The organism is Mycobacterium sp., assembly GCF_965229265.1.
GTDB lineage: Bacteria > Actinomycetota > Actinomycetes > Mycobacteriales > Mycobacteriaceae > Mycobacterium.
The window spans coordinates 601,237-624,995 of the sequence record NZ_CBDDIY010000011.1; the positions used below are offsets into that span (position 1 = coordinate 601,237).

The following is a 23,759-nucleotide window of genomic DNA, read 5'->3' on the forward strand; positions in this document are numbered from 1 at the left end:
ATGACACCACGCGCGGCAGTGGCTATCGGGCGGGTCGGCGCGCTCGCGGTGGCCCTCGGAATCGGGGCCGCGCTGGCCATGGGATCGGCCGGCACCGCTTCGGCTGACCGCACCGCCTCCCCGGGCAGCGCGGCCTCGGTCGGATCGTCGCGGCCGCAGCAGGGCCAGTCGGCCCGGACGGCACAGCATTCCGCAGTCGGTCGATCAAACATCAAGGCCACCAAGGTTTCTGGGGTGACTTTGACCGCCAGGGCGGTGCAGACGCGTGCCGTGGGCCGGACCGGCGCACCCGCGGCTCCGGCAAGCGCTACGACGGTGTTGACCCTGCTCGAGGGGGCGCGCCGCGAACTCGAGCGCACCTTCCTCAATCGGTATCCGACGACCAACCCCACGGTCACCAGCCAGAGCTCCGACGGAGTGGTCACCGGAACCCTGGGCGCCACCGACCCCGACGGCGACCGTCTGGTCTACTCGGTGCTCAGCGCGCCGAGCCTGGGGCGAGTCACCATCGACCAGCACACCGGGGAGTTCACCTACACCCCGGTCGTCGATTTCGCCTCGTACGGCGGCGACGACGCGTTCACCGTCGCCGTCAGCGACGACACCGCCTTTCACATCCATGGCCTGCCCGGGGTGCTACAGGCCCCGGTCGACTTCATCCGAAGCATCCCGCTGTTCGGGTCGCTGCTGTCGGACTACCTGCCTCGAGGCATGACCACCGCCACGGTCAAACTGACCTTCGACGGCACCGGGACGACGACGGCGCTGGCCTTCCCCGATGGTTTCCACTGGGGTGTTTCGACGGCCGGCTTCCAGTCCGAGATGGGTGGCGGTGCGCCGCTGGACGTCAACTCCGATTGGTGGCAGTGGACCCACGACGCGGTCAACCAACTACTGCTGGGCTGGAAGGGTGCGGTCCCCGAGCAGGGGCCGGGTGAGTACACCCAGTACCCGGTGGACATCGGGCTGGCCCGCGACGGTGTCGGCGCCGACACCTTCCGGATGGGCATCGAGTGGAGCCGGATCTTCCCGAATTCCACTGCATCCGTGGATATCTCGAACGGAATCACCCCCGAGGTGCTGGCTCAGCTCGACGCACTGGCCGACCAGAATGCCGTCACCCATTACCAGGACGAGCTGGCCGCGATGCACGCGGCGGGCCTGGATCCGTTGGTGACCGTCAACCACTTCACCCTGCCGCTGTGGATCCATGACCCGGCGCGAGCCCGGCTGTTGGAGATCTTCGGCGTGACACCGCAAGACGGCGGCGGATGGGTCTCGTCGTCGACAGTCGGCGAGTTCGAGAAGTACTCCGCCTACCTGGCGTGGAAGTTCGGGCCACAGGTGGACACCTGGGTGGTGCTCAACGAGCCGGTGAACTCGATGCTGACGTCCTACTACGCCATCCCGTTCGCCACCAACTTCCCGCCCGCGTTGCAGCGGCCCGATCTGGTGGCCACGGGGCTGCGCAACGAGGCGGCCGCCTATTCGGCCTCCTACGACCTGATCCACCAGCTCGATGCCAACGCCCAGGTCGGGTTCGCCTTGAACATGTATTCGTGGCGCGGAGGAGATCCGACCAACCCCGCGGACCAGAACGCGGCGGCTGACTTCAGCGACTTCTACAACCGATGGTTCCCGGACGCGGTGATCCGCGGCGAGGTCGACGCCAACTTCGACGGCGTGATCACCGCCGACGAGATCCACCCCGAGCTGGCCGGGAAAGCGGACTTCTTCGGGGTCAACTACTACAGCCAGGGCATCGTCGCCGGCTACCGCGGTGTGCTGGGCAATTCGGCGCTGCCGATCGTGACGGGCTATCCCGAATTCTCCCCGCTGCTCAACGTGGTGGCCGGCGGGTGCCCGGCCACCGAGTGCAGTGACACCGCCCAGATCATCAGCCCCGCCGGACTGCGGGATGTCCTCGACATCGCCGACTCCTACGGGATACCGCTGTGGGTCACCGAAAACGGGCTGGCCGATGCCAGTGACAGCACGCGCGCGTCTTACGTCGTGCGCCATCTCGCGGTGATCAACAAGGCGATCGCCGACGGGATGGACATCCGCGGATACACCGCGTGGTCGCTGACCGACAACCTCGAGTGGGTACTGGGATACGAGCCGAAATACGGCCTGTATTCCTACGATCCGGTCACTCTGGAGCGCACCCCGCGGCCCAGCGTGACCCTCATCCATGACCTGTTCACCGGCAACGGGATTCCCGCCGACGTGTTCCGGACCTACGTGCGCGATCCGCGGGTCTGAGCTCAGGTCCCACGCGGCCGCCTGCTCAGTGGTCCGGGATCCCGGTGCCGCCCAGCGCGGGGACGGTGGCTTCTCCGTGGCCCACCGAGGCCGCCGCGGTCTTGAACCGTTCGAAGAGGCCGATGATCGTCTGTCCTTCGGGCGTGTGACCCCAGATGCTGATGCCCTGGTGCGTGGTTGGCTCCCAGGTCGATTCGTCGACGACGATCGGGTTCCAGCCGACCTCCCACTCGAACCCGGACGGCGTCACCGCATAGAACGACAGTTCCTTGTCATTGGTGTGCTGGCCGACCGACAGCGCCATGTCGAAGCCCAGTTCCTTGACCCGCTGGTAGGCCAGCGTCATGTCGTTGCACTCGGCGACCTGGATGTTGCAGTGTTGCACCCTGGTCCGAATCGGGTTGAGCGGCAGGCGGTTCACCGACGCAATCGCCACGGTGTGGTGGCGTTCGTTGACCCGGAGGAACCGGATCTTGAACTTCAGGCCGCTGATCGTCTCGTCGATGTAGTCCGACAACCGCGCGTCGAACACCGTGCTGTAGTAGCCGCGCATCTGGTGCGGCTTCTTGGTGGCGATCGCCACGTGGCCCATGCCGTCCACCCCCGTGACGAAACCCCCACCTGCGGCCAGTTGCAGCGGCTCGTCGGCGGCGCGGGCTCGGACGTAGATCTCTTGGGCCAGCCCGTTGGGGCCGGGGAAACGCAGGAGCCGCTCGACGCCACGCAGGGCCGCTTCCTCGCCGGACCCTTCGACCACCGGGACACCGCGGTCGCGGATCCGCTTTTCGATGGTGTCGAAGGTGGTGTCGTCGTCGAGTTCCCAGCCGAGTGCGGTGGTGTCCTCGGCCGGACCTCGCTGGAGCAGGAAGCGGCACTCGTTGCTGTCGAGCCGGAACCGGACCACGTCGGGCAGCGTCTCGTCGAGGTGCATGCCGATGGCGTCTCGGCCGAACCGCCGCCAGTCGGCGAACTTCTCGGTCTCGATGACGAGGTAGCCCAGGTGGACCTTGCCGAAGACATCGGTCGTCATGACGCCGCCAATCTCGAGTCGGGGGAGAGGAAGTCGGCGACGAGCTGGTTGAACAGGTCGGCACGTTCCCACTGCATCCAGTGGCCGGTGTGGGAGGTCATGACCAGCTCGGCGTTGGGCATCAGATTCAGCAGCAGCGGACCGCCGGAGGGCCGGTTGACCTTGTCGTCGCGGCCCCACAACACCAACGTGGGTGTGGGCAGAGTCCGTAGGCGCCTGTCGCGGGTGAGGTCCATCCGCCACAGGGTCCGCAGCCCGGACGGCCGTCGTAACGGCGGATTGGCCACCACCTCCAGATCGATGGACGCCCGATAGCGCAGGTCGATGAGTTCGTCGGGCACCGCGGCCCCGTCGTAGACCAGGTAGGTGCGGATGAAGTCGGCGAGTTTGTCCCGGCTGGGACCCTGGCCGCCGTAGTAGGACAGCAGGCTCTTCAGCCCCTCGGTCGGCACGCCGCGGGTGGTGCCGATACCGCCCGGGCCCATCAGCACCAGCTTGTCGGCCCGACCCGGGGTGTCCAGGGCCAGGCGCAGCGCGGCGGCGCCGCCGTAGGAATTACCGATGAGATGTGCTGTGCCTACGTTCAATTCATCGAGCATGCCGCGGATGCTGTCGGCGAGATAGCCGAACGGGTCACTGTGGTCGACGAACTTGGCCGAGCGACCGTAGCCGGGCATGTCGGGGACGATGACGCGATAGGACCGGGCCAAGGCGTCGATATTGCGGGAATAGTTCGACACCCCCGATGCCCCGGGCCCGCCCCCGTGCAGCATGACCACCGCGGGCCCGTCGCCCTTTTCGGCGACGAAGATGTCCCTGCCCGCGACGGTGACGGTGCGCTCGGTCAGTTCGGTGACGGTCATGCGTGGTCCTTTACTCGGTTGGCGCGCGCGGTGAAACCGCGCGGTGGCGGTGGCAGGGGCTGGTCGGGCGCGCCGCCGGCGTAGACGAATCCGTCCGGGCGCAGCGCGATGATCGACGTCCTCTTGTCCTCGAGCCAGCGCAGCAACGTGCCGTCCCGGTCGACGATCCGGCCGGCGCCCGGTGCGCTACCGGGTGCGGCGATCTGCAGGATCGGCACTCCCGCCGAACGCCATGTGGATGCGGCGCCATCGGTGCCGGTGTGCAGCACCGTCCATGTACCGCCGACGACATCGTCTAACCGCACCCGCTTGCCCGTCTCATCGATGACCCAGGGCTGGGGGATCAGCCAGCCGGCCGCGGGGTTGCCGTTGCATGCCAGCAGCCCGGAGCTGTAGCGCGCTGGCGGCAGCCACCGGTTGTTGCGCAGCCAGGCGCTGAACCCCGGGATCCTATTCGCGGCACGGAAGACGCGCGTGCGCACCGCGGCGCGCACGGGGTTGCGGTCGACGATGATCTTGCCGACCTTGACCGCCCGGCTGGTGACTTCCTTGACGTGCGGTAATCGTTCGGCCTGATACGTATCGAGGACGGTCTCGGGCAATGCTCCCGTCAGCACGGCGTGCAGTTTCCAGGACAGGTTCGCGACGTCGCGCACACCGGCACACATGCCCTGGCCGATCCACGGCGGCATCGCGTGTGCGGCATCGCCGGCGAGGAACACCCGGCCGACCCGCCAGCGATCAGCGAACCGAACGTGGTGGCTGTAACAGGCGTAACCGATGATCGCCACGTTCGACGGGGTGATCCCCTGGTCGCTGAGGACTTTCCAGATGGCCTCCTCGGTGAGCAGATCCTTCTCGTCTTCGTCGTCGCGCACCGGGAACTCCCAGCGGTGGTGGCCCAACGGAGTGGGGCAGTCGACCGTCGGCCGCGCGGGGTTGCAGTGAAACCGGAGCCGGTCATGGCCGGGCCATTCCTGGAGAACCTTGGTATCGATCACGATCCAGCGCTCGGAGAAGGTGCGGCCACCGAAACCGACACCGAGCTGGCCGCGAATCGCGCTCGAACCGCCGTCCGCGGCGATCACGTAGGTGGCCCGGATGCGGACGAACTCGTCGCGAGTGAGGTCGGCGAGCATCAGTTCGACGCAGTCGGGGTGCTGGATGAGGCGCAGGCACTCGTGTTCGAGGAGGACAGATACGCCTCCGAAACGGTCGACACCCTCGCGCAGGACCTTGTCCACGGCGGGCTGGTAGATGAACTGCTGCGGCGGGTGGCCATTGCCCCGGTCGGCGGGGAGCAACTTGATGATCGAAACACCTTCGGCATCAACGAAATTTGCGCCGGCTCCGGGTTGCATGTCGGCGTTGAGCCGGTCGGCCAGCCCCACCTGTTGCCAGATGCGCAACACCTCCTCGTCGGTGGAGATGGCGCGGGCGCGGAAGTAGATGTCGGGGTCACGTTCGATGACGACGACATCGAGTCCGAGCTGGCCCAGCAGGTTGGCGGCCGTGGCACCGACTGGGCCGTAGCCGACGATCGCTACGTCGTGGGTCGCTCGCTCGGTCATGGCCGTCCCTCATTTCTCGCGCCACGCTGCGCGGGGGATTGTTCTGTAGTGATCGATACGGTAGTGTAGTGATCACTACAGAGTCAAGGGGTGGAGTGCGATGGCCAGCAACGAGGCGTTCAAGCGTGGCCGGCGACGGGCAGATGGTGAGCAGTCACGTAACCGGATCCTCGACGCGGCCACCGAGATCGCCGCTGAACGGGGTTACGAGGGGACCAGCATCGGCGCGGTCAGTGCCAAATGTGGTCTTCCGGCCAGCTCCATCTACTGGCACTTCAAGGACAAAGACGACCTGATCGCCGCCGTCATCGAACGCAGCTTCGCCAACTGGCTGGGCGTCTGGCAGCTGCCCGAGGACCTTGTCGCACGTGATCGATTGATGGAAGTCGCGGCGGGCACGGCCAAGGCGGTGCTCGATTCGCCGGATTTCCTGCGCCTCGGGTTGATGCTCGCCCTGGAGCGCAGGCCCGTCGAGCCTCGGGCGCGCGCGATGTTCATCCAGGTCAGGGACCAGGCTTTCGACGCGCTCACGCGCAGCATCGCAGACTTGGCTCCGGGCCTGACCGAGGACCAGGTCCGGCAGTTGGCAACCTACGCGATCGCCGGCGCCGACGGCCTGTTCATCGCCAAGGAAATCGGGGGCGACAGCGTCGACCTGCTCGCGCTGTTCGCCATGCACGGCCAGGCGCTCTACGACACCGCGCAGCGGCTGCTCGCCGAGAACGAGACCCGCTGACTCCTTCGGTGACTTGAGCCGAGGTCGCGGGTCGCCTGGTGCCGACCCATGACCAACTAGGCTGCAGCGCAGCACAGCCCAACCCGCCTCCGGAGTCGTCATGCCTAGCCCCGCCGCTCAGCCACCACACGGCATCCTCATGCTGAACTGCCCGGACGCACTGGGCATTGTGTGCGCCGTCAGCGAGCTGCTCGCCACCAACGGCTACACCATCCTGCAGAGTCAGCAATTCGGTAGCCGCGAGAGCGGAAAGTTCTTCATGCGTGTCGAGTTCGCTGCTGTCGACGGCGCCCCTTTGGACCTGGAAGATCTAGGTATTCGTTTCGCCCCGGTCGCCGAGAAGTTCGGCATGCATTGGCAATTGGCGGATTCCGCACGGCGGCTGCGCACCGTGATCATGGTGAGCAAGTTCGCTCACTGCCTCAATGACTTGCTGTTCCGAAACTCGATCGGTGAGCTCGGGCTCGATGTGGTCGCAGTGGTTTCCAACCATCCTGACCTGCGTCCCATCGCCGATAGCTTTGGGGTGCCGTTCCGGCACATCCCTGTCACACCCGATACCAAAGCCCAGGCCGAGCAACAGCTGGTCGATTTCGTCAACGCGGAGTCGGTCGACCTCGTTGTGCTCGCGCGTTACATGCAAATCCTCTCTGATGACCTGTGCGCGAAGCTCGATGGTCGCGCGATCAACATCCACCACTCGATGCTGCCGAGCTTCAAGGGTGCCAGGCCCTACCACCAGGCCTACGCTCGTGGTGTCAAGTACATCGGTGCGACCGCCCACTACGTGACCGCGGATCTCGACGAAGGCCCCATCATCGAGCAGGAACTGATCCGGGTGGATCATTCCCTCGACCCAGATGCCCTCGCGGCCCGCGGCCGCGAGGCCGAAACTCGCGCGCTCGCCCGAGCGGTGCGCTGGCACTGCGAGATTCGCGTCGCCTTGTTGGAAAATCGCACGGTTGTCTTCCCGTGATCTCCGGTGTCCGCGAGATCTGTCAGTTCAGCGCGGCGGCCAGTTTCGCGGGTAGCTGATCGGCGACCAGGGGGAAGGACAGCGGTGAGGTGAACGCGATGGCGCCGGCCTGTTCCTTGGTGGTGTAAACATTGCGCTTTCCGAATGCCGCGATCGCCGGAACCGCCTGCAGCGCTGCGATCTCGGCGTCACTCTCGGTGCGCCACAGCAGGATATCGACGTCCCCCAGTGTTGCCCCGACCTGGTCGACGGGGATGTAGGCGCGGTCGTCGTCGGGGCGGCCGAAGGCGTCGATCTCGCCGGGGATGACAAAGCCCATCTGGGCCAGCCATTCGGTCTTCCAACCCGACCGGGTCGCGATGGCGCTGTCCTGCCAGTATGTCGAGCCCTGCAGCGACACGATCGACTTGCCGACGAATTGTGGGTAGGACCTGGCGACGCCGGTAAACGCCGCGTCGACGGCGTCGATCTGGGACCGCATCGCCTCGGGCCGGAACACCGCTTGTGCGATGGTGGTCGCCTGCTGTTTCCAGGGTTCGAAGAACGGTGCCGGGCCCGATTGCGGAATCGTCGGAGCGATCGCCGAAAGTTGTTGGTAGGTCTTGGCATCGACACCGGCGTTGGTCGCCACGATGAGATCGGGCCGCAATGGGGCGATACGTTCCACCTGGATACCGCTGGTCAGGCTCAGTACCGTCGGCCGTGCGCCGCCGAGGCGGGGCTGCGCCCACGGCCACACGGCGTAGGGCTCGTTGCCGAACCACTCGGTGGTGGCAATCGGAATCACCCCCAGCGCCAGCAGGCTGTCCTGCTCGGTGAAGCCCGCGCTCACCACGCGTTTGGGCGGCCCGGCGACGAAGGTGCTTCCGAACGCGTGGTTGATGGTGACCCCGCCGGGTGCCGCCGACGCGATGCTCTCGACGGTCGCGGCTGCGGCCAGCGCAAGCCCGGTCGTTGCGACCCCGAGGAATCCGCGCCTGCTGATGTCTCCGCGCATGGGGGCGGGTCTCCTGTCGGTTAGGGTCAGCCCGCTGGGTCAGGTGATTGGACGTCAGTATGTACCAGCCCCGTCACCGGGGCACCCCACGCCAGATCACCCCGTCCCCGGACGATCCGCGGGCGTGCTGATCGTCGGGTTCAGTCGAGCGGCACGTCCAAGATCGGGCGCTGCACGCCGGCTCCGGCTCCGTCGAAATGCCACCACTCACCGGAGTAGACGGCAAGCCCGCCGTCGGCCATGGCCGCGCGCAACCGCGCCCGGTTGGCCTGGGCGGCCGCGCTGACGCCATCGGTGGCGTAGGCCTGCGCGCGCGGGGAGAAGTCGTCGAAGCCGGTTCCCATGTCGACCAGTCGGCCCCGCTCGGCGATCGTCACATCGACCGAACGGCCGGCCTCGTGGCTGCGCGCGTACGGCCCCGGCTTGGCCACCCACGCCGGGTTGGGCACCGCGTCGAACATTCGGACCTGCACGTCATGGGGGCGATAGCAGTCCCAGAACACCAGCACCTCGCCCTGGGCGCGCAGCGAGTCGGCCGCCTTCGCCAGACCAGGTGCCATCGACTCGTGCACCAGGCAGCGGGCATCAGCCGGATAGAGCGGGACGCCGACGAAGTTGTCGGGCGTGGCGTAGCGCAGGTCGACGATCGCGTCGGGAACCACCGCGCGCACGTCGACGAAGCCGGCCGCGGCGGCTTGGGGGCTCACCGGCGGCACCCCGGCGTCCGGGGCCGCGCCGGCCGGCGCCGCGGCCATCAGCGTTGCCGACGCCGCGGCAGCCAACACGAGACGTCCGACGGTCATGTCTGCATTGTCCCCGGTACATCGAGATACTCGGCGCCGGCGCGGTAGCGCGCATAACCAAGCCGTCCCCGAGTCCACATCAAGAGTCCTCCTGCCGCCAGGACGCCCACGATCAGTACCCCGAACTGTGCGCTGAACACCGCGACGTCGTTGCTGATCACGCCGCGGTCGGCCAGCCGCTGGACATAGGTCGCGGTGCCGTCGACCGATCCGTGCAGCAGGATCGCCAGCAGCAGGCTGGCGGCCGTGTTGTTCGACAGCCAGGTGAACAGCACGGTGATGCTCACGGTGAACACCACGAAGATGCCGGCGGACACCAGGGCGTCGATCGGCCCGGACTGCAGCCAGGACGGCGCGTACAAGAAGAAGTGCCAGCCGCTCCACACCATGCCCAGCAGCAGCGAGCCCCGCGCCGGCCCGTAGCGGTGCTGCAGGCGCGGCAGGGCGAACCCACGCCACCCGGACTCCTCGAACAGCGGACCGAAAATGAAGTGCGCGAGATAGGACGTCGGGTACACGGCCAGTGCCGACGGGCTCAGTGCCCGCAGCGCCTCCGGACTCGCCAGGGCGGCGGTGGCCACGATCTGGCCCACCGGGACCAGGAGCACCGCGACCAGATACCAGCGCAGCCCGACCCGCCACCACGTCAGGCGGCGCAGCAACCGGGCGACCCCGGCCCGGCCCTGCGTGAGCGCAGTCATGGCGAAAGCGGTACCGGTGACCCCGATTGCGGCCCCGGGCAGCGTGCCGAGCGACGGCGTATGGCTGGTCGCCGAGAATGCCGGCACCCCGGTCAGGACCAGCGGCGCCCACAACAGCCAGGTGATCGAATACGACAGGACGACGAACCACATCAGCGGCCGGGCACGCACCATGTCCAGCATCATCAGAGCCTTGAGCCGTCCGGGATCAGCTCGACTGTGCCTCGGATGCGGCGCCAAGACGCCGGTCGGCGGTCAGCAGCAGATTGTCGTAGGCCGACCGCTGCGGCGCCGGATCGGTCTGCGAGAGGTTGACGAAGTCGGCAACCACCCGTTCGGCCAGCAGCCGCAGCTTGATGTTGGCTTCCTGGGAGCGCCACCGAAGCAAGTCGAACGCCGCTTCGGCGTCGATGCCGTAGACCACCATCAACATGCCTTTGGCCTGCTCGATGCTCGCGCGGTTCTCGGCGATCTCGGCGATCGCCTCGCTGAGCTGCCGTTGCTGGCGGTGTTCGGTGGGCGTGATGTCGACGTAGAAGCCGTGGGTGCCGACCACCGTGCCCGACTCGTCCTGCAGCTTGTCGGCAACGACGATGACGTGGTGAATCCGGCCGGCGGTGTCGATGATGCGGTGCCGGGTGCTGAACGCCTGATGGTGCCGGCGTACCTCATCCAGGGTGGTCACGACCTGTGGATAGTCGTCGGGGTGCTTGTGCGACAGCACCAACTCGGTCGTGGGTGAGACGGTGCCCGGCTCGTAACCGTGCATGACCTGCACCTCCGGTGACCACTCCCAGAGCTCGCCGTCGAAGTAGAAGCGGAACCAGCCGACCTGCTCGGGGCGCGCGTCCACCACGTCGAAGGCCGGCTCCTGGCCGTCGTGCGACGGTGGTGGACCCTGCTGCGCAACCATGGACACCTCCCGCCCGGATAACTCGCTACCCGTCATTCTCGTGAAGTAGTGCCGCGCATGCCGGGTATGGCCGAGGAGCGTAATAAAGGCAGAACCCATCGACATCCCAGGCTCTGCGGGCAGCAGAGTCTTACACCCCGGGAAGCCGGGTTTCAACCTGCTCCGCCGGTGCCTCCGCAGCGGCTGCACTCCTGAGGCTGTGGTGGCACAAGTGACGGGTGTAACGAAACGGGTTGCTCAGCGGAATGACCGGTATAGGGCGTTGACCGGCCGAACCCGGGACGCCGCCGTGGCTGACCTGCGGAGGACACAACGTGACGATCACGATGAATGCGACCGCCCACACCAGCGCCCGGGCCCGCCGGATCTGCCTGGGACTCGCGGCGGCGGGAGTCTCGATGGCGTTTCTGAGCGCCCCCGTGGCGTTCGCCGACCCAGCCGCTGTCGATCCGGTGCCCCCGACGGTGGTGCCCGCCGATGCCGGCACTCAGCTGACGGCGGCGGCGGACCCGTCGGCGGCACCGGCCGCGGTGCCGCATCTATCCAGCCCCGAGAACCTGCCGCCGGGGACCACCGACACCCCGCCGGAAGGACGGATGACCTACCTGCGCGACCTGTGGCACGCCATTCGCACCCAGGATGTGTCGGGCAGCGACGCGCTGCTTCTGCTTGCTCAGCGTCCGATGGACGCCGGCGCGGCCCCGCCGCCCGGAATGTCGGCAAGCCCCACCGGGCCGGTCGGGTCCTCGGCCGTCGTGCCGCTGCCCGTCGAGCCGGTGGCGCCCTGACTCAGAACCGGTCGACGGCCTCGACGGCCGCATCCAGGTCGGGCTGGTAGCGTCCGTCCGCTTCGACCTCATGCCACCACTCGGTGCGCTGCACCATCTGCAGGGCACGCTCGGGCAGCGCGGTGAACATCAGCCGGATCCCGGCCCCGGACAGTTCCAGGTCGAGGTCGACCAGGATGTGCAGGGCGGTCGACTCCAGGACGGTCTGGCGGACCAGGTCAAGCACGACTGTCGTGGGTTTCGGTTGCTCCCGCAGCACGGCGTCGCGGACGGCGGCGATATTGGGGCGCACGTTGGCCGCGTAGAGCGGGACAAGGCAGCGCAGCACCAGCGGATCGGCCGGGAGCAGCTCGGCGTTCTCCGGCCGTTCGACCCACGCTCCCTTGTCATGGCGCACGACCTGCACCACGTGCGGCGAGTTCACCACGTGCAACACCACGAGCAAGGTGACTGCCACCGCGACGACCACGGCGGGGATGAGCCCGAACGCCAGCCCGATTCCCGCGACACCGATGGCCCCGATGCATTCGCGGGGATTGAGTCGGTAGAGCCGGCGCAGGGCGGCGATGTCGACGAGGCGGGTGACCGCGACGACCACGACCGCGCCGAGCACCGCCTGGGGCAGCAGGTCCAGGATCGGCGCGACGAACAGCGCGACCAGAACCGCCAGCACCACCATCACCAGGGCGCTGATCTGGCTTCGCGCACCCGAGCGCAGGTTCACCGCGGTCTGCGCGAACCCCCCTGCCGGTGGCAGCGAATGGAAGAACGCTCCCGCGACCGACGCGACGCCCAGTGCCAACAGCTCGCGGTCCGGTTCGATCGGACGGTCGCCGGTGTGCCGCGAGGTTCGTGCCACGGCAATGCTCTCCAGGAATGCCATCACCGCGATGGCCAGCGCTCCGGGCAGCAGCGGCACGATATGACGGTCGAGGTGCGGGACCTCCGGCATCGGAAATCCGGACGGCACCGCCGGGATGAGCGCGACACCATGAGTGGGCAACGCCACGACACTGCTCACTGCGATACCGGCGGCGATCACCACCAGCGGCCCGGGAATCCGGGGAGCCAACCGGGTCAGCGCGAGTAACACGGCCAGGCAAACGACCGACACCGCCACCGTCGCGAGGCTGGCGCGGGGGATGTCGGACAGCGCGGCCCACGCCACCCGGAAGAATCCGGTCGTGTGCGGGTGCGGACGCACTCCGAGCAGCTTGGGCAGCTGGGCTGCCATGACCGTCAACCCGACCGCGACCTTGATGCCGGTCAAGGTCATGTCGCTGATGTTGTCGACGAGCATGCCGAGCCGAAAGACCCGGGCGATCAACAAGAACAGGCCGACCAACACCGTCAGCGTCACCAGATCGCCACGCTGATCCTCGGAACCGATCAGCACCCCGCCGGCCAGCATCGTCGAGGCCGTCAGCGTGGACACCGTCGACGTGGTGCTGATGCTGGCAACCCGCGAGCCGCCGATGAACGCATAGACCACCACCGGGACGATGCAGGTATACAGGCCCATCTGGACGGGCATGTTGGCGACGGTCGCATAGGCCATCGCCAGCGGGATAACGACGGCGCCGGTGCTGAGTCCGGCCAGCACGTCGGCCCGCAGCCAGCTGGCGCGATAGGGGACGATCGCCGGGGCCAGCCATGTCGGCAGGGCACGGGTGGACACGACCGGAATTGTGACATCTCCGGTTTCTCCGAGCAGGCTCTGAGGTGTCAGCGAGCTTTCGCCAGGGTGAACTGATAGACCTCGACCGGCTGAATCTCGATTGCCCGGTCACGCTTGGCCCCGAGTGCGGCCGCCGACAGATCGAGGGTGCGCACGTAATGCGGTTGCAGCGACTGCACCCGGGTGACAGTGAAACCCGCTGCGGTAGAAAGCTCTTCGACCATTGGGATGGACGGCAACCGGCCGCCCGGGAAGATCTCGGTGACCATGAACTTCACGAAGCGGGCGAACTCGAATGACAGCGGCATGCCGCGGGCGGCCATCGTCATGCCGGGCTGCCGGCCACGGTTGCCCTGCCCTCCGGCGGTGCTGTGCCCATGAGTCAGATAATCAGGTTTCGGTGGCCAGTCCCACCACGACTTCGTTGCGCCGGCGAAACGGTAACGTCCACGGCGGGTCGTAGAACCACGCCAGGGGGTCGCCGACTGGCTCGATGGCATTGCCGTGCAAGGTTTCCAACAGCCGGCGGGTATGGGTGGCGACCGCGTCGGGGTCGATCGACCCGTTGAACCGCAGCACCGCCACCCGTTCGCCCGGCACTGGCACCAGGCGGACCCGGTCGTCGTTCGGGGTGGGCAACGTATCCAGCGTGTACTTCGAGGGCATGAAGAACCGGATGACCCACTCGCCGGAGGGGGTGCGCTGAGTGGCCACCGGAGCGGTCATCGCGATCTTCTCGCTCTGCTGCTGGGCCACCGGGGCCGTCATGGCGATCTTGTCCTTGCCCGAGTTGGCGCCGAAGATGTAGCGGGCCAGCCGGCGGAAACCTTCATTGCGGGCGGACTCCTCGTCGGTGGCGACCGTGGTCTCGGCAGCCACCCGCGGCCCGTACCGACGGATCTGTACGCCGTCGACCTCGCGCTCCACGGTGAAGGCCGGCTCTTCGGTACCGTGCCGGATCCCGACGATCGAGCCCCCGGCCTCGGCGACCTGGGCCGCTACGCCGGCGATCTTGTTCAGCATGAGCGCACTCCCTTCCACACTCCAGTCAAGCCATCGGGGCCCGGATTGTCAGGTGGATGGCGGTGACGAGTTTCTGACGGGGCTGGTTCGCAACGGTGCACGCGTGGCCGTATACCGTCCGGGCATGACTCGGGTTTCGGTAATCACCGGCGGCGCCGGCGGCATGGGCCTGGCTACCGCCAAGATCATCGGCGCAGATCATCGACTGGTGCTCTGCGATGTCAGACAAGATCGGCTCGACGAGGCCGTGGCCACGCTGGCCGGTCTCGGTATCAGCGCGACCGCGCTCCACTGCGACGTCACCGACCGGGCTGCCGTCGAGCGACTGTTCGCCACGGCAACCGACCTCGGCCCGATCGCGTCGGTCATCCATACCGCCGGAGTCAGTCCGAGCATGGGCGGCGCCGACTACATCGTGACGACCAATGCGCTTGGCACACTCACCGTCAACGAGGTCTTCTTCGCCTCGGCGGCCCCCGGTGCCGCGATCGTCAACGTTGCCTCGATGGCGTCCTACCTGGTGCCCGAGGAACTCGTCCCGGCCAGGTGTTTCGACCTGGCAGGCACCGATCAGCAGCGGTTCCGCACCGAGATGCTGGCGGCCTGCGGCATCGCCGGCGAGGCGATGCGCTCCGGATTGGCCTACAGCATCAGCAAGGCCTTCGTCAGGTGGTACAGCACGTCGCAGGCCGAACGGTTCGGCGGGCGAGGGCTGCGCATCGTCTCGGTCTCGCCGGGGTCGGTCGACACCGAGATGGGCCGGCTGGAGGAGCGGGCCGGTGCCGGCGCGATGGTCGCCGACGCTGCCGTGCCGCGCTGGGGGACGGCCGAGGAGATGGCGCAGCTGTTCGCCTTCTGCGCCGGTGACCGCGCCGGCTACCTCACCGGAACCGACATTCTCAACGACGGCGGCGTGGTCGCCTCGATGCGCGAGCGAGCCCGCCAAGCCGCCGAAAGCGCTTAGGGGCGAGTCAGTTTCGCGTAGCGGGTGCGGTGCTGGTCGGTCGTGCCGAACTCGTACTGCAGCGCGGTGAGCCGCTTGAAGTAATGACCGATGGCCAGTTCCTCGGTCATGCCCATCCCGCCGTGCAGCTGGACGGCGTTCTGGCCGATGAACCGTGCCGCCCGCCCGACGGTCGCCTTGGCGGCCGAAACCGCCCGCGCCCGCTGGTGTGGCTCGGCCTGCAGGTTGAGCACCGCCAGGTATACCGCGGCGACGGCCTGCTCGAGTTCCATGTACATGTCCACCATGCGGTGTTGCAGAACCTGGAAGCTGCCGATCGGTTTGCCGAACTGCTGACGCTGCTTGCAGTACTCGACGGTGTCGGAGAGCACCCTTCGCATCGCGCCGACCGCTTCGGCACAGACCGCGGCGGCGCCCTCGTCGCGAGCCTGGGCCAGTGACGCGCGGGCATCGTCGTCGAGCAGGGCGTCGGCCGGCACTCGCAACCCGTCCAGGGTCAGGTCGGCGGCGCGGCGGTCGTCGATAGTGCGATAACTGTGGACGGCCACGCCCGGTGGCGGCGCGGCCGCGTCGAACTCGACCAGCAACAGCGAAAGGCGCTCCGATTCATCGCTATCACGGGCGGTGATGAGCAGGTGGGTGGCCAGCGGTGCGGCGATGACCACAGCCTTGGCGCCGGTGAGTACCCAGTCCGACCCGTCCCGGACTGCTCGGGTCGCGACCTGGTCGCCGGCGGCCTCGGCGCCCGCCAGCGCCACGACGGCCTTGCCCGCCACGATGCGCTCCAGCAGCGCGGTGGCCGCCGAACCGCCGGCCCGGTGCAGCAGCCCCGCCGCCACCACCACCGTGTCGACGAACGGCTCGACCACCAGCGCGCGGCCCAGCTCCTCGGCGATCACCATGAGTTCGACCGGGCCCCCGCCGATTCCGCCGACCGACTCCGGCAGCGCGGCGCCGAGGATGCCGAGTTCATCGGCGAGTCCACGCCAGATCTCGGGTTGCCAGCCCGGACCCACTTTCGCCGCGGTCCGGCTCTTCTCCAGGTCATAGCGGGACGCCAGGAACCTGCCCAGGCCGTCGCGCAGGAGTTCTTGTTCCTTGCTCAGATTGAAGTCCATTACAGCCCCAGGGTCGCCTTGGCCAGGATGTTGCGCTGAATCTCGTTGCTGCCGGCATAGATCGAGCCGGCCCGATCGTTGAAGTAGCGCAGTGGCGCCACCGCCTGCCACTCCTGACCACTGACGTAACCGTCGGCCGGTGGTTCGAAGTCGGCGACCGGCCCGCCGGGGCGGGTGCCGTGTGGCTGGTACACCCGCCCGCGCGGCCCGGCGGCTTCCAGAGCCAGTTCGGTGATCGCCTGCGAGAGTTCGGTGGACAGGATCTTCAGCATCGACGATGCCGCCCCGGGATTGCGGCCTTCGGCAACCGTTGTCAGGACGCGGTATTCGAGGATCTCCAGCACCTCGGTGCGGATCCGGATGTCGGCGAGTTTCGCGGCGAATGCCGGGTCGTCGATCAGCACGCCGCCCGCCGGCCCCGGCTGGGTGACCGCCGCGGTGGCGACCGACTCGGCCATCACCTGCAGCGCCGGTGCCGCGGCGCCGCCGCCGCGTTCGAACTCCAGCAGGTATTTGGCCACCGTCCAGCCGTCATCGATCTGACCGATCACGTTCGCCCTGGGCACCCGGACCGCATCGAAGAAGATCTGGTTCTGCACCTGCTCCCCGGAGGTCATCACCAGCGGCCGGACCTCGATACCCGGTGTGGTCATGTCAATCAGGACGAAGGTGATGCCCTGTTGCTTCTTGGCCGAACGCGAGGTGCGCACCAGCGCGAAGATCCAGTTCGCTTCTCCGGCATGGGTAGTCCAGATCTTGCTGCCGGTGCAGATGAGGTCACCGGCCGCCTCGTCGATGACCGCCGCCATCGACAGCGCGGCCAGGTCCGAACCGGCCTCGGGTTCGGAGTAGCCCTGGCAGAAGAACACCTCACCGGTCAGGATGCGCGGCAGGAAGTAGTCCTTCTGCTCAGGCGTGCCGTAAGCGATGATCGCGTGGGCGACCATCCGGATGCCCATCGGCGACAGCGACGGCGCCCCGGCCAGCGTCGACTCCCGGCTGAAGATGTAGTGCTGGGTCAGCGTCCAGTCGCAGCCGCCATACTCGACCGGCCAGGCCGGGGCGGCCCAGCCGCGCTCATGCAGGATCGCCTGCCAGGCCATGCTGGCCTCATGGTCGGCGTAGACACTGGTCATCAGCTGACCGGCCTGCCGCAGGTCCGGCGTGAGCTTCTCGTCGAGAAACGCCCGCACCTCATCCTGGAACTGCTGATCCTTCGCCGACCACGACAGGTCCATCAGGTTTCCCCTCATCTGCGTACGGCTGTTCTCACAACAAACGGTAGACCGTCTGGGCGGGCGCGCCCGCGTAGGGTTGTCGATCGTGGACGTGTTGCTCGGCATCGACATGGGGACCGGGAGCACCAAGGGCGTCCTCGTCGACGCCTCGGGCACCGTGATCGCATCCGAGACCATCGCGCACTCGATAAGCCTGCCGCGGCCCGGCTGGGCCGAGGTGGACGCCGAGGCGATGTGGTGGGACGAGGTTTGCCGGATCTCTGCCGCGCTGATGGCGCGCCTGCCCTCCGGCGCCCGACCGGCCGCGATGTGCGTCAGCGGCGTCGGCCCCTGCCTGGTGCTCTGCGATGCGGATCTGCGTGCGCTGCGACCGGCCATCCTCTACGGCGTCGACACCCGGGCGACCGAGGAAATCGCGCTGTTGACAGCGGAATTCGGCGAAGCGGCGATCCTGGAGCGGGCCGGGACGCTGCTGACCAGCCAGGCGGTGGGTCCCAAGATCGAGTGGGTCCGCCGGCACGAGCCGGCCGTGTTCGCCGAGGCGAGGGGTTGGTACGGCTCCAACTCCTACATTGCCGCGAAACTCACCGGCGAGTATGTGCTCGACCACCACACCGCCAGCCAGTGCGACCCGCTCTACGCGACCCGCGAGTTCGACTGGTACCGCGACTGGGCGGTGCGGATCTGTGGGCATCTGCCGTTGCCGCGGCTGGTCTGGCCGGCCGACGTCGTCGGTACGGTGCACGCCGAAGCCGCTGCGGCGACCGGCGTCCCGGCCGGCACACCAGTGGTCGCCGGTACCGTCGATGCCTACTCGGAGGCCTTTTCGGTGGGGGTGCGCCACCCCGGCGACCAGATGCTGATGTACGGCTCGACGATGTTTTTGGTGCAGATCATCGACGAGTACCACAGCGATCCGGCGCTGTGGACGACAGCGGGGATCGAACGCGACACCCTGGCCCTGGCGGCGGGCACCTCGACGGCGGGCAGCCTGATGAGCTGGCTGCAGACGGTGACCGGCGGTGCCCCCTTCGAGACGCTGATGGCCGAGGCGAAGGCCGTTCCGCCGGGCAGCGAGGGGCTGCAGGTGCTGCCGTACCTGGCCGGTGAACGCACCCCCGTGTTCGATCCGCAGGCCCGTGGCGTGTTCGCCGGGCTGACCCTGCGCCACGGCCGCGGCCACCTGTTTCGTGCTGCCTACGAAGGCATTTCGTTCGGGATCCGACAGATCCTGGAGCGCTTCGACGATGCCCACTCCGGAGCGCGCACCGTCGCGGTCGGCGGCGGCCTGCAGAGCCCGATCTGGGCACAGACCCTCAGCGACGTGACAGGGCGTGCCCAACTGGTTCCCGAGCAGGCCATCGGCGCCAGTTACGGCGACGCACTGCTGGCTGCGATCGGAGTGGGCCTGGTGCCACCGGACACCGACTGGGCCAGGATCGCCCGTGAGATCCAGCCCGACCCGGCCAACGTCGCCCGCTACGACGAGCTGTATGCCACCTGGCGCGAGCTGTATCCCAGCACCCGCGAGGTGGTGCACCGGCTGGCCGCCTCGGACGGGCCGGCTCAACCCATCGTGTAGCCGCCGTCGACCGGGATGTCGACACCGGAGATCATGGCGGCCGCATCGGAGGCTAGCCACAGCACTGTCTCGGATACGTCCCGAGGAATCGCGAAGCGGCCCAACGGGATCCGGGCCAGCATTGGCGCAGCCTTGGTCTCCTCGCCCCACACTCGCTGACCCATCTCGGTGAGAACCACCGTCGGGCACACCGAGTTGGCGCGGATGCCGTGCGCACCGAGTTCGCGGGCCAGCACCTTAGTTGCCATCACCAGCCCCGCCTTCGACGCGCAGTAGGCGTAGTGCTCGGGCAACGGCGCTAGCGCGGCCGCCGAGGCGACGGTGATGATCGAGCCCGCGATGTGCTGGCGCACCATGTCGGCGCCGACCGCGGCCGCCAGCAGTGCCGGTGCCCGCAGGTTGATCGCGATGGTCTGGTCGAAGTGGGCGGGATCGGTGGCAATGACGGGCTCGGGATGCGAGATCCCGGCGTTGTTGACCAGGATGTCCAGCCCGCCGAACACCGAGCCGGCGTGGGCGGCGAGTTCGGCCGGCGCCTGCGGGTCTGCCAGGTCGATCTGGGCCACAGCCACCTCGACACCGAAGTCAGCGGCCAGCGTCGTGCGGGCGGCGTCGAGCTGGGCGCGGTCGCGCCCGGACAGCACCAGCGTGGCGCCCGCGGCGGCGAAGGTCCTGGCGATGTCGGCGCCGATACCCTTGGTGGCGCCGGTGATCAGCGCACGCTTGCCATCTAGGCGCAGCGTGGCGGTGTGCTCGAGGTCGGCGGTGGTGGTCACGGGAGTTCCTCGTCTGGTTTGTGCAGGCTGGGGCTGTCGAGAATGGCGGCCGCGGTTCCAGGGTCGGTGACGAGCTGGTTGAAGTAGCCGCCGCGGGCGCCGCCGATGATGGATTCGATCTTGTCGTTGCCGACCGCAACCGCGATGGTCACCGGAATATGGCGCAGTGCTTCGAGTTCCACGGCGATGAGCCGGTCGCTGCCCTCGAATGCGACCGGCTGGCCGGCGCGGTCGTAGAAGCGGGAACAGACGTCACCGACCGCGGCGCGTAGCGAATCTGACCCGGTGGGCACGAATTGCGGTATGTCCGAACGCATGAGCGGTGGTGCGCCGACGCCCATCAACGCACAGCGGGCGCGCGGCCACAGGTGCAGCACCCGCTGGATGCTGGGATCGCGCAGCAGCGATGGGTAGAGGTCTGGACCCGGCAGCGCTGGGGCGAACAGGTAGCTGGCGCGGCCGCTGACACGGTTGGCCACCAGCCTGGTGATCTCATTGGTCTGGTACCACTCCTCGGGCTGGTCGTTGCCGCCGACGGTCGGTGCGACCACGACGCCGGGCAGCGCGGTGAGCTCGAACTGGGCCACCTCGTAGACCGTGCGTCCCGAGGACACCAGCAGGACATCGCCGGGCAGCAGTTCGGCGGCGGCCAGGGCTTGACCGACCGCGGGCGCCAGTGCTCCGCCCATGACGTCGATGACCGTGCGGCCCGGGCCGGGGTTGGGCAACGGCAGGCTCAGGTACACCTTGGCCAGGCTCAGGGCGCGGGCCAGCCGGTCGGCCAGGTCGCCGGTCCTGGCCTGGTCGGGCGGCACCACCTCGATGCGTACGATGCCCTGCCGCTTGGCTTCGGCGAGCAACCGGCTCACGGTGGCGCGGCTGGTGCCCAGCTGTGCAGCGACCTCGGCCTGGGTGGCGTCCTCGGTGTAGTACAGCTTGGCGGCCGCGTACAGCAGAGACGGCGGGAAATGCCCGGTCTCGACGTCGGACGCGGAACCCTCGACGCCGGTCAGGCTGCTGCGCTGGGCTGGCCTCGGCATGCCAACGAGTATGGCACTGAACAATTGTTCTGGGCTGTAGAATCGCTGAACATCCGTTCTGGACATATGTGCGGCAGCGCGTTAGTGTGACTGGAGCCACACCGGGGTAGGCCATCGTCAAACCCGCTGCGCTGCCACCCCGCGAGAGGAGCCCTGCCGATGCCCGATCAGATTCCCGAGAAGATGCAGGCCGTGGTGTGCCACGGGCCGCACGACTATCGGCTCGAGGAGGTCGCGGTTCCCCAGCGCAAGCCGGGCGAGGCCCTGATCAAGGTCGAAGCGGTGGGCATCTGCGCCAGCGACCTCAAGTGCTACCACGGTGCCGCCAAGTTCTGGGGCGACGAGAATCGGCCGGCGTGGGCCGAGACCATGGTCATCCCCGGCCACGAATTCGTGGGCCGGGTCGTCGAACTCGACGACGTGGCAGCCGCACGCTGGAACATCGCGGTGGGGGACCGGGTGGTCTCCGAACAGATCGTGCCGTGCTGGGAATGCCGGTTCTGCAAGCGCGGCCAGTACCACATGTGCCAGCCGCACGACCTGTACGGCTTCAAGCGACGCACTCCGGGCGCGATGGCCAGCTACATGATCTACCCCGCAGAAGCGCTGGTACACAAGGTTTCTCCCGATGTCGCTCCGCAGCACGCGGCCTTCGCCGAACCGCTGTCGTGCTCACTGCACGCCGTCGAGCGCGCGCAGATCCTGTTCGAGGACACCGTCGTGGTCGCCGGCTGCGGCCCGATCGGACTCGGCATGGTGGCCGGCGCCCGGGCCAAGAATCCGATGCACGTCATCGCCCTCGACATGGCCCCCGACAAGCTGAAACTGGCCGCCCAGTGCGGGGCCGACATCACCATCAACATCGCCGAGCAGGATCCGGTGGCGATCATCCGCGACCTCACCGGCGGCTACGGCGCCGACGTGTATCTGGAAGGCACCGGTCATCCGTCAGCAGTTCCCCAGGGCCTCAACGCATTACGCAAACTCGGCCGCTATGTCGAGTACGGCGTGTTCGGCAGTGACGTGACCGTGGACTGGAGCATCATCAGCGACGACAAAGAGCTCGACGTCCTCGGGGCCCACCTCGGCCCGTACTGCTGGCCCGCAGCGATCAAGATGATCGAGTCCGGGGTGCTGCCGATGGACCAGATCTGCACCCACCAGCTCCCGTTGACCGAGTTCCAGAAGGGCCTCGACCTGGTGGCCAGCGGCTCAGAGTCCGTGAAAGTCTCCCTCATCCCCGCCTGAGAACAAGGACGTCCGTTCAATGACTGCACAGGGCAGATTCACCGGGCCGCAGCTGTCGCGGCGCAACATGTTGGCGGCCATGGGCCTGGCCGGTGCCGCCGCGGCCAGCCTGCCGGTCCTGAGCGCGTGCGGAGTGGGCGGCAAACCCAGCCTTCCCAACGGTGCGGCAGAGATCACCGGAGGGTTCGACTGGCGCAAGGCCGCGGGCTCGACGATCAACATCCTGCAGACCCCGCACCCGTACCAGAAGTCGTACCAGCCGTTGCTCGCTGAGTTCACCGATCTCACCGGAATCAACGTCAACGTCGACCTGGTGCCCGAGGCGGACTACTTCACCAAACTCAACACCGAACTTGCCGGTGGCTCAGGCAAACACGACGCCTTCATGCTGGGCGCCTACTTCATCTGGCAGTACGGACCGCCGGGCTGGATCGAGGACCTGCACCCGTGGCTGCAGAACACCTCGGCCACCAGCGCCGAGTACGACTTCGAGGACATCTTCGAGGGCCTGCGCACCTCCACGCGCTGGGACTTCACCCTGGGACACCCGCTGGGTACCGGCGGCCAGTGGGCGATCCCGTGGGGTTTCGAGAACAACGTCGTCGCCTACAACAAGGCCCACTTCGACCAACGTGGCATCACCAAGCTGCCGGACCGCTTCGACGACTTCATCCAGCTGGCCGTCGACCTGACCGATCGCTCGGCCAACCGCTACGGCATCTCCACCCGCGGCTCCAAGTCCTGGGCGACCATCCACCCCGGATTCATGACGCAGTACACCCGTGAGGGGGCGGTGGACTACACCTTCAACGGCCGCGAGCTGGTCGCCGCGATGGACAGCGACAAGGCGATCGACTTCACCAAGAAGTGGATCGACATGCAACACCAGGCCGGCCCGACATCGTGGACCACCTACGACTATCCCAATGCCACCGGCGATCTCGGTGACGGCAAGGCCATGATGGTCTTCGACGCCGACAGCGCCACCTACCCGAAGAACAAGCCGGGCGCCAGCAAGGAAGCCGGCAATCTGGGTTGGTATGCGGGCCCGGCCGGTCCGGACGGCAACTACAAGACCAACCTGTGGACCTGGAGCTGGGCGATGAGCGCCAACTCCCGCAACAAGCTGCCGGCCTGGCTGTTCATCCAGTGGGCCACCGGCAAGGAGTCGATGAACAAGGCGGTCGAAGGCGGCATCTACGCCGACCCGGTGCGAAAGTCGGTGTTCGACACCACCTTCAAGCGCGTCGCGGCCAACCAATTCGGCTACCTGGAAGCATTCGAGACGGTGGTCGGCTCCTCGAAGATCCAGTTCACCCCGCAGAAGAAGTTCTTCGACACCACCCAGAACTGGGCGGTCGCGCTGCAGGACATCTACGGCGGCGATGACGCGGCTTCGCGTCTGCACAGCCTGGCCAAGACCAACACCTCCAAGGTCAATCTGTAGGA

At 67.7% G+C, this 23,759-nt stretch carries 21 protein-coding genes and 1 pseudogene; 8 read left to right on the plus strand and 14 right to left on the minus strand.

Annotated features, from left to right (window positions below):
* Positions 1-2,265, plus strand: a complete 2,265-nt coding sequence (locus ADBZ9K_RS15385) for a family 1 glycosylhydrolase (RefSeq protein WP_526621886.1) — start codon at positions 1-3, stop codon at positions 2,263-2,265.
* Between the two features lie 25 nt (positions 2,266-2,290).
* Here ADBZ9K_RS15385 and ADBZ9K_RS15390 read toward each other — a convergent pair whose 3' ends face one another.
* From ADBZ9K_RS15390 to ADBZ9K_RS15400, 3 genes are read right to left on the minus strand one after another with little or no spacing between them, the layout of a single operon-like run.
* On the minus strand, positions 2,291-3,295 hold the full coding sequence (locus ADBZ9K_RS15390; RefSeq protein WP_526621888.1) for a VOC family protein: 1,005 nt from the start codon (positions 3,293-3,295) through the stop codon (positions 2,291-2,293).
* Positions 3,292-4,158 carry an alpha/beta fold hydrolase gene (locus ADBZ9K_RS15395; RefSeq protein WP_526621890.1) on the minus strand — a complete coding sequence of 289 codons (867 nt, stop codon included), beginning with the start codon at positions 4,156-4,158 and terminating at the stop codon, positions 3,292-3,294. Before ADBZ9K_RS15395 ends, ADBZ9K_RS15390 begins: the two co-directional genes overlap by 4 nt.
* Entirely contained in the window at positions 4,155-5,729 is a 1,575-nt protein-coding gene (locus tag ADBZ9K_RS15400; RefSeq protein ID WP_526621892.1) for an FAD-dependent oxidoreductase, read from the minus strand. The genes ADBZ9K_RS15395 and ADBZ9K_RS15400 overlap by 4 nt, the downstream gene beginning before the upstream one ends.
* A 100-nt stretch (positions 5,730-5,829) precedes the next feature.
* On the opposite strand from ADBZ9K_RS15400, the gene ADBZ9K_RS15405 reads away from it, so the two are divergent.
* The gene (locus tag ADBZ9K_RS15405; protein WP_526621894.1) at positions 5,830-6,465 is read left to right on the plus strand and encodes a TetR/AcrR family transcriptional regulator; all 636 of its coding nucleotides are present in this window, start codon (positions 5,830-5,832) and stop codon (positions 6,463-6,465) included.
* A gap of 100 nt (positions 6,466-6,565) precedes the next feature.
* Positions 6,566-7,441 carry a formyltetrahydrofolate deformylase gene (gene purU / locus ADBZ9K_RS15410; RefSeq protein WP_526621896.1) on the plus strand — a complete coding sequence of 292 codons (876 nt, stop codon included), beginning with the start codon at positions 6,566-6,568 and terminating at the stop codon, positions 7,439-7,441.
* Positions 7,442-7,463: 22 nt separating this feature from the next.
* Here the strand turns inward: purU and ADBZ9K_RS15415 are convergent, their stop codons facing one another.
* The 4 genes from ADBZ9K_RS15415 to ADBZ9K_RS15430 all read right to left on the minus strand — a co-directional run bounded on the left by ADBZ9K_RS15415 (position 7,464) and on the right by ADBZ9K_RS15430 (position 10,855).
* Positions 7,464-8,438 carry an ABC transporter substrate-binding protein gene (locus tag ADBZ9K_RS15415; RefSeq protein WP_526621898.1) on the minus strand — a complete coding sequence of 325 codons (975 nt, stop codon included), beginning with the start codon at positions 8,436-8,438 and terminating at the stop codon, positions 7,464-7,466.
* A 140-nt stretch (positions 8,439-8,578) separates the two neighbouring features.
* Positions 8,579-9,193 carry a M15 family metallopeptidase gene (locus ADBZ9K_RS15420; RefSeq protein WP_526622683.1) on the minus strand — a complete coding sequence of 205 codons (615 nt, stop codon included), beginning with the start codon at positions 9,191-9,193 and terminating at the stop codon, positions 8,579-8,581.
* Between the two features lie 44 nt (positions 9,194-9,237).
* On the minus strand, positions 9,238-10,116 hold the full coding sequence (locus ADBZ9K_RS15425) for a CPBP family glutamic-type intramembrane protease (protein ID WP_526621900.1): 879 nt from the start codon (positions 10,114-10,116) through the stop codon (positions 9,238-9,240).
* A 34-nt stretch (positions 10,117-10,150) separates the two neighbouring features.
* On the minus strand, positions 10,151-10,855 hold the full coding sequence (locus ADBZ9K_RS15430) for an ANTAR domain-containing protein (protein WP_526621902.1): 705 nt from the start codon (positions 10,853-10,855) through the stop codon (positions 10,151-10,153).
* 314 nt (positions 10,856-11,169) lie between these two features.
* Between ADBZ9K_RS15430 and ADBZ9K_RS15435 the strand changes: the two genes are divergently transcribed.
* Positions 11,170-11,643, plus strand: a complete 474-nt coding sequence (locus ADBZ9K_RS15435; RefSeq protein ID WP_526621904.1) for a dopamine receptor D4 — start codon at positions 11,170-11,172, stop codon at positions 11,641-11,643.
* A 1-nt stretch (position 11,644) separates the two neighbouring features.
* Here the strand turns inward: ADBZ9K_RS15435 and ADBZ9K_RS15440 are convergent, their stop codons facing one another.
* The 3 genes and pseudogenes from ADBZ9K_RS15440 to ADBZ9K_RS15450 form a co-directional block, all read right to left on the minus strand.
* On the minus strand, positions 11,645-13,321 hold the full coding sequence (locus tag ADBZ9K_RS15440; protein WP_526621906.1) for a SulP family inorganic anion transporter: 1,677 nt from the start codon (positions 13,319-13,321) through the stop codon (positions 11,645-11,647).
* Positions 13,322-13,392: 71 nt separating this feature from the next.
* Positions 13,393-13,638 (minus strand): annotated as a pseudogene (locus ADBZ9K_RS15445) (class I SAM-dependent methyltransferase); the annotation flags it as partial.
* Positions 13,639-13,711: 73 nt separating this feature from the next.
* Positions 13,712-14,344 carry a heme-binding protein gene (locus ADBZ9K_RS15450; protein ID WP_526621908.1) on the minus strand — a complete coding sequence of 211 codons (633 nt, stop codon included), beginning with the start codon at positions 14,342-14,344 and terminating at the stop codon, positions 13,712-13,714.
* A gap of 124 nt (positions 14,345-14,468) precedes the next feature.
* Between ADBZ9K_RS15450 and ADBZ9K_RS15455 the strand changes: the two genes are divergently transcribed.
* On the plus strand, positions 14,469-15,308 hold the full coding sequence (locus ADBZ9K_RS15455) for an SDR family NAD(P)-dependent oxidoreductase (protein WP_526621910.1): 840 nt from the start codon (positions 14,469-14,471) through the stop codon (positions 15,306-15,308).
* Here ADBZ9K_RS15455 and ADBZ9K_RS15460 read toward each other — a convergent pair.
* Both ADBZ9K_RS15460 and ADBZ9K_RS15465 read right to left on the minus strand, forming a co-directional pair.
* Positions 15,305-16,426 (minus strand): acyl-CoA dehydrogenase family protein, encoded by a 1,122-nt coding sequence (locus ADBZ9K_RS15460; protein WP_526621912.1) that lies wholly within the window; start codon positions 16,424-16,426, stop codon positions 15,305-15,307. The genes ADBZ9K_RS15455 and ADBZ9K_RS15460 overlap by 4 nt on opposite strands.
* Positions 16,426-17,664 carry an acyl-CoA dehydrogenase family protein gene (locus ADBZ9K_RS15465; RefSeq protein ID WP_526622684.1) on the minus strand — a complete coding sequence of 413 codons (1,239 nt, stop codon included), beginning with the start codon at positions 17,662-17,664 and terminating at the stop codon, positions 16,426-16,428. Before ADBZ9K_RS15465 ends, ADBZ9K_RS15460 begins: the two co-directional genes overlap by 1 nt.
* A gap of 85 nt (positions 17,665-17,749) precedes the next feature.
* Here ADBZ9K_RS15465 and ADBZ9K_RS15470 point away from each other — a divergent pair, with 85 nt between their 5' ends.
* Positions 17,750-19,246, plus strand: a complete 1,497-nt coding sequence (locus ADBZ9K_RS15470) for an FGGY-family carbohydrate kinase (protein WP_526621914.1) — start codon at positions 17,750-17,752, stop codon at positions 19,244-19,246.
* Here the strand turns inward: ADBZ9K_RS15470 and ADBZ9K_RS15475 are convergent.
* Both ADBZ9K_RS15475 and ADBZ9K_RS15480 read right to left on the minus strand, forming a co-directional pair.
* A complete protein-coding gene (locus ADBZ9K_RS15475) occupies positions 19,231-20,022 on the minus strand; it encodes an SDR family NAD(P)-dependent oxidoreductase (RefSeq protein ID WP_526621916.1) in 792 nt (263 codons plus the stop codon). The two genes, ADBZ9K_RS15470 and ADBZ9K_RS15475, sit on opposite strands and share 16 nt — an antisense overlap.
* Positions 20,019-21,062: a sugar-binding transcriptional regulator gene (locus tag ADBZ9K_RS15480; RefSeq protein ID WP_526621918.1), complete on the minus strand. Its 1,044-nt coding sequence runs from the start codon at positions 21,060-21,062 to the stop codon at positions 20,019-20,021. The genes ADBZ9K_RS15475 and ADBZ9K_RS15480 overlap by 4 nt, the downstream gene beginning before the upstream one ends.
* Positions 21,063-21,221: 159 nt before the next feature.
* On the opposite strand from ADBZ9K_RS15480, the gene eltD reads away from it, so the two are divergent.
* Together eltD and ADBZ9K_RS15490 are read left to right on the plus strand one after the other, a co-directional pair.
* Positions 21,222-22,310 carry an erythritol/L-threitol dehyrogenase gene (gene eltD, locus ADBZ9K_RS15485; protein ID WP_526621920.1) on the plus strand — a complete coding sequence of 363 codons (1,089 nt, stop codon included), beginning with the start codon at positions 21,222-21,224 and terminating at the stop codon, positions 22,308-22,310.
* Positions 22,311-22,329: 19 nt separating this feature from the next.
* Positions 22,330-23,757: an extracellular solute-binding protein gene (locus tag ADBZ9K_RS15490; RefSeq protein WP_526621922.1), complete on the plus strand. Its 1,428-nt coding sequence runs from the start codon at positions 22,330-22,332 to the stop codon at positions 23,755-23,757.
* The last annotated feature ends 2 nt before the right edge of the window (positions 23,758-23,759 follow it).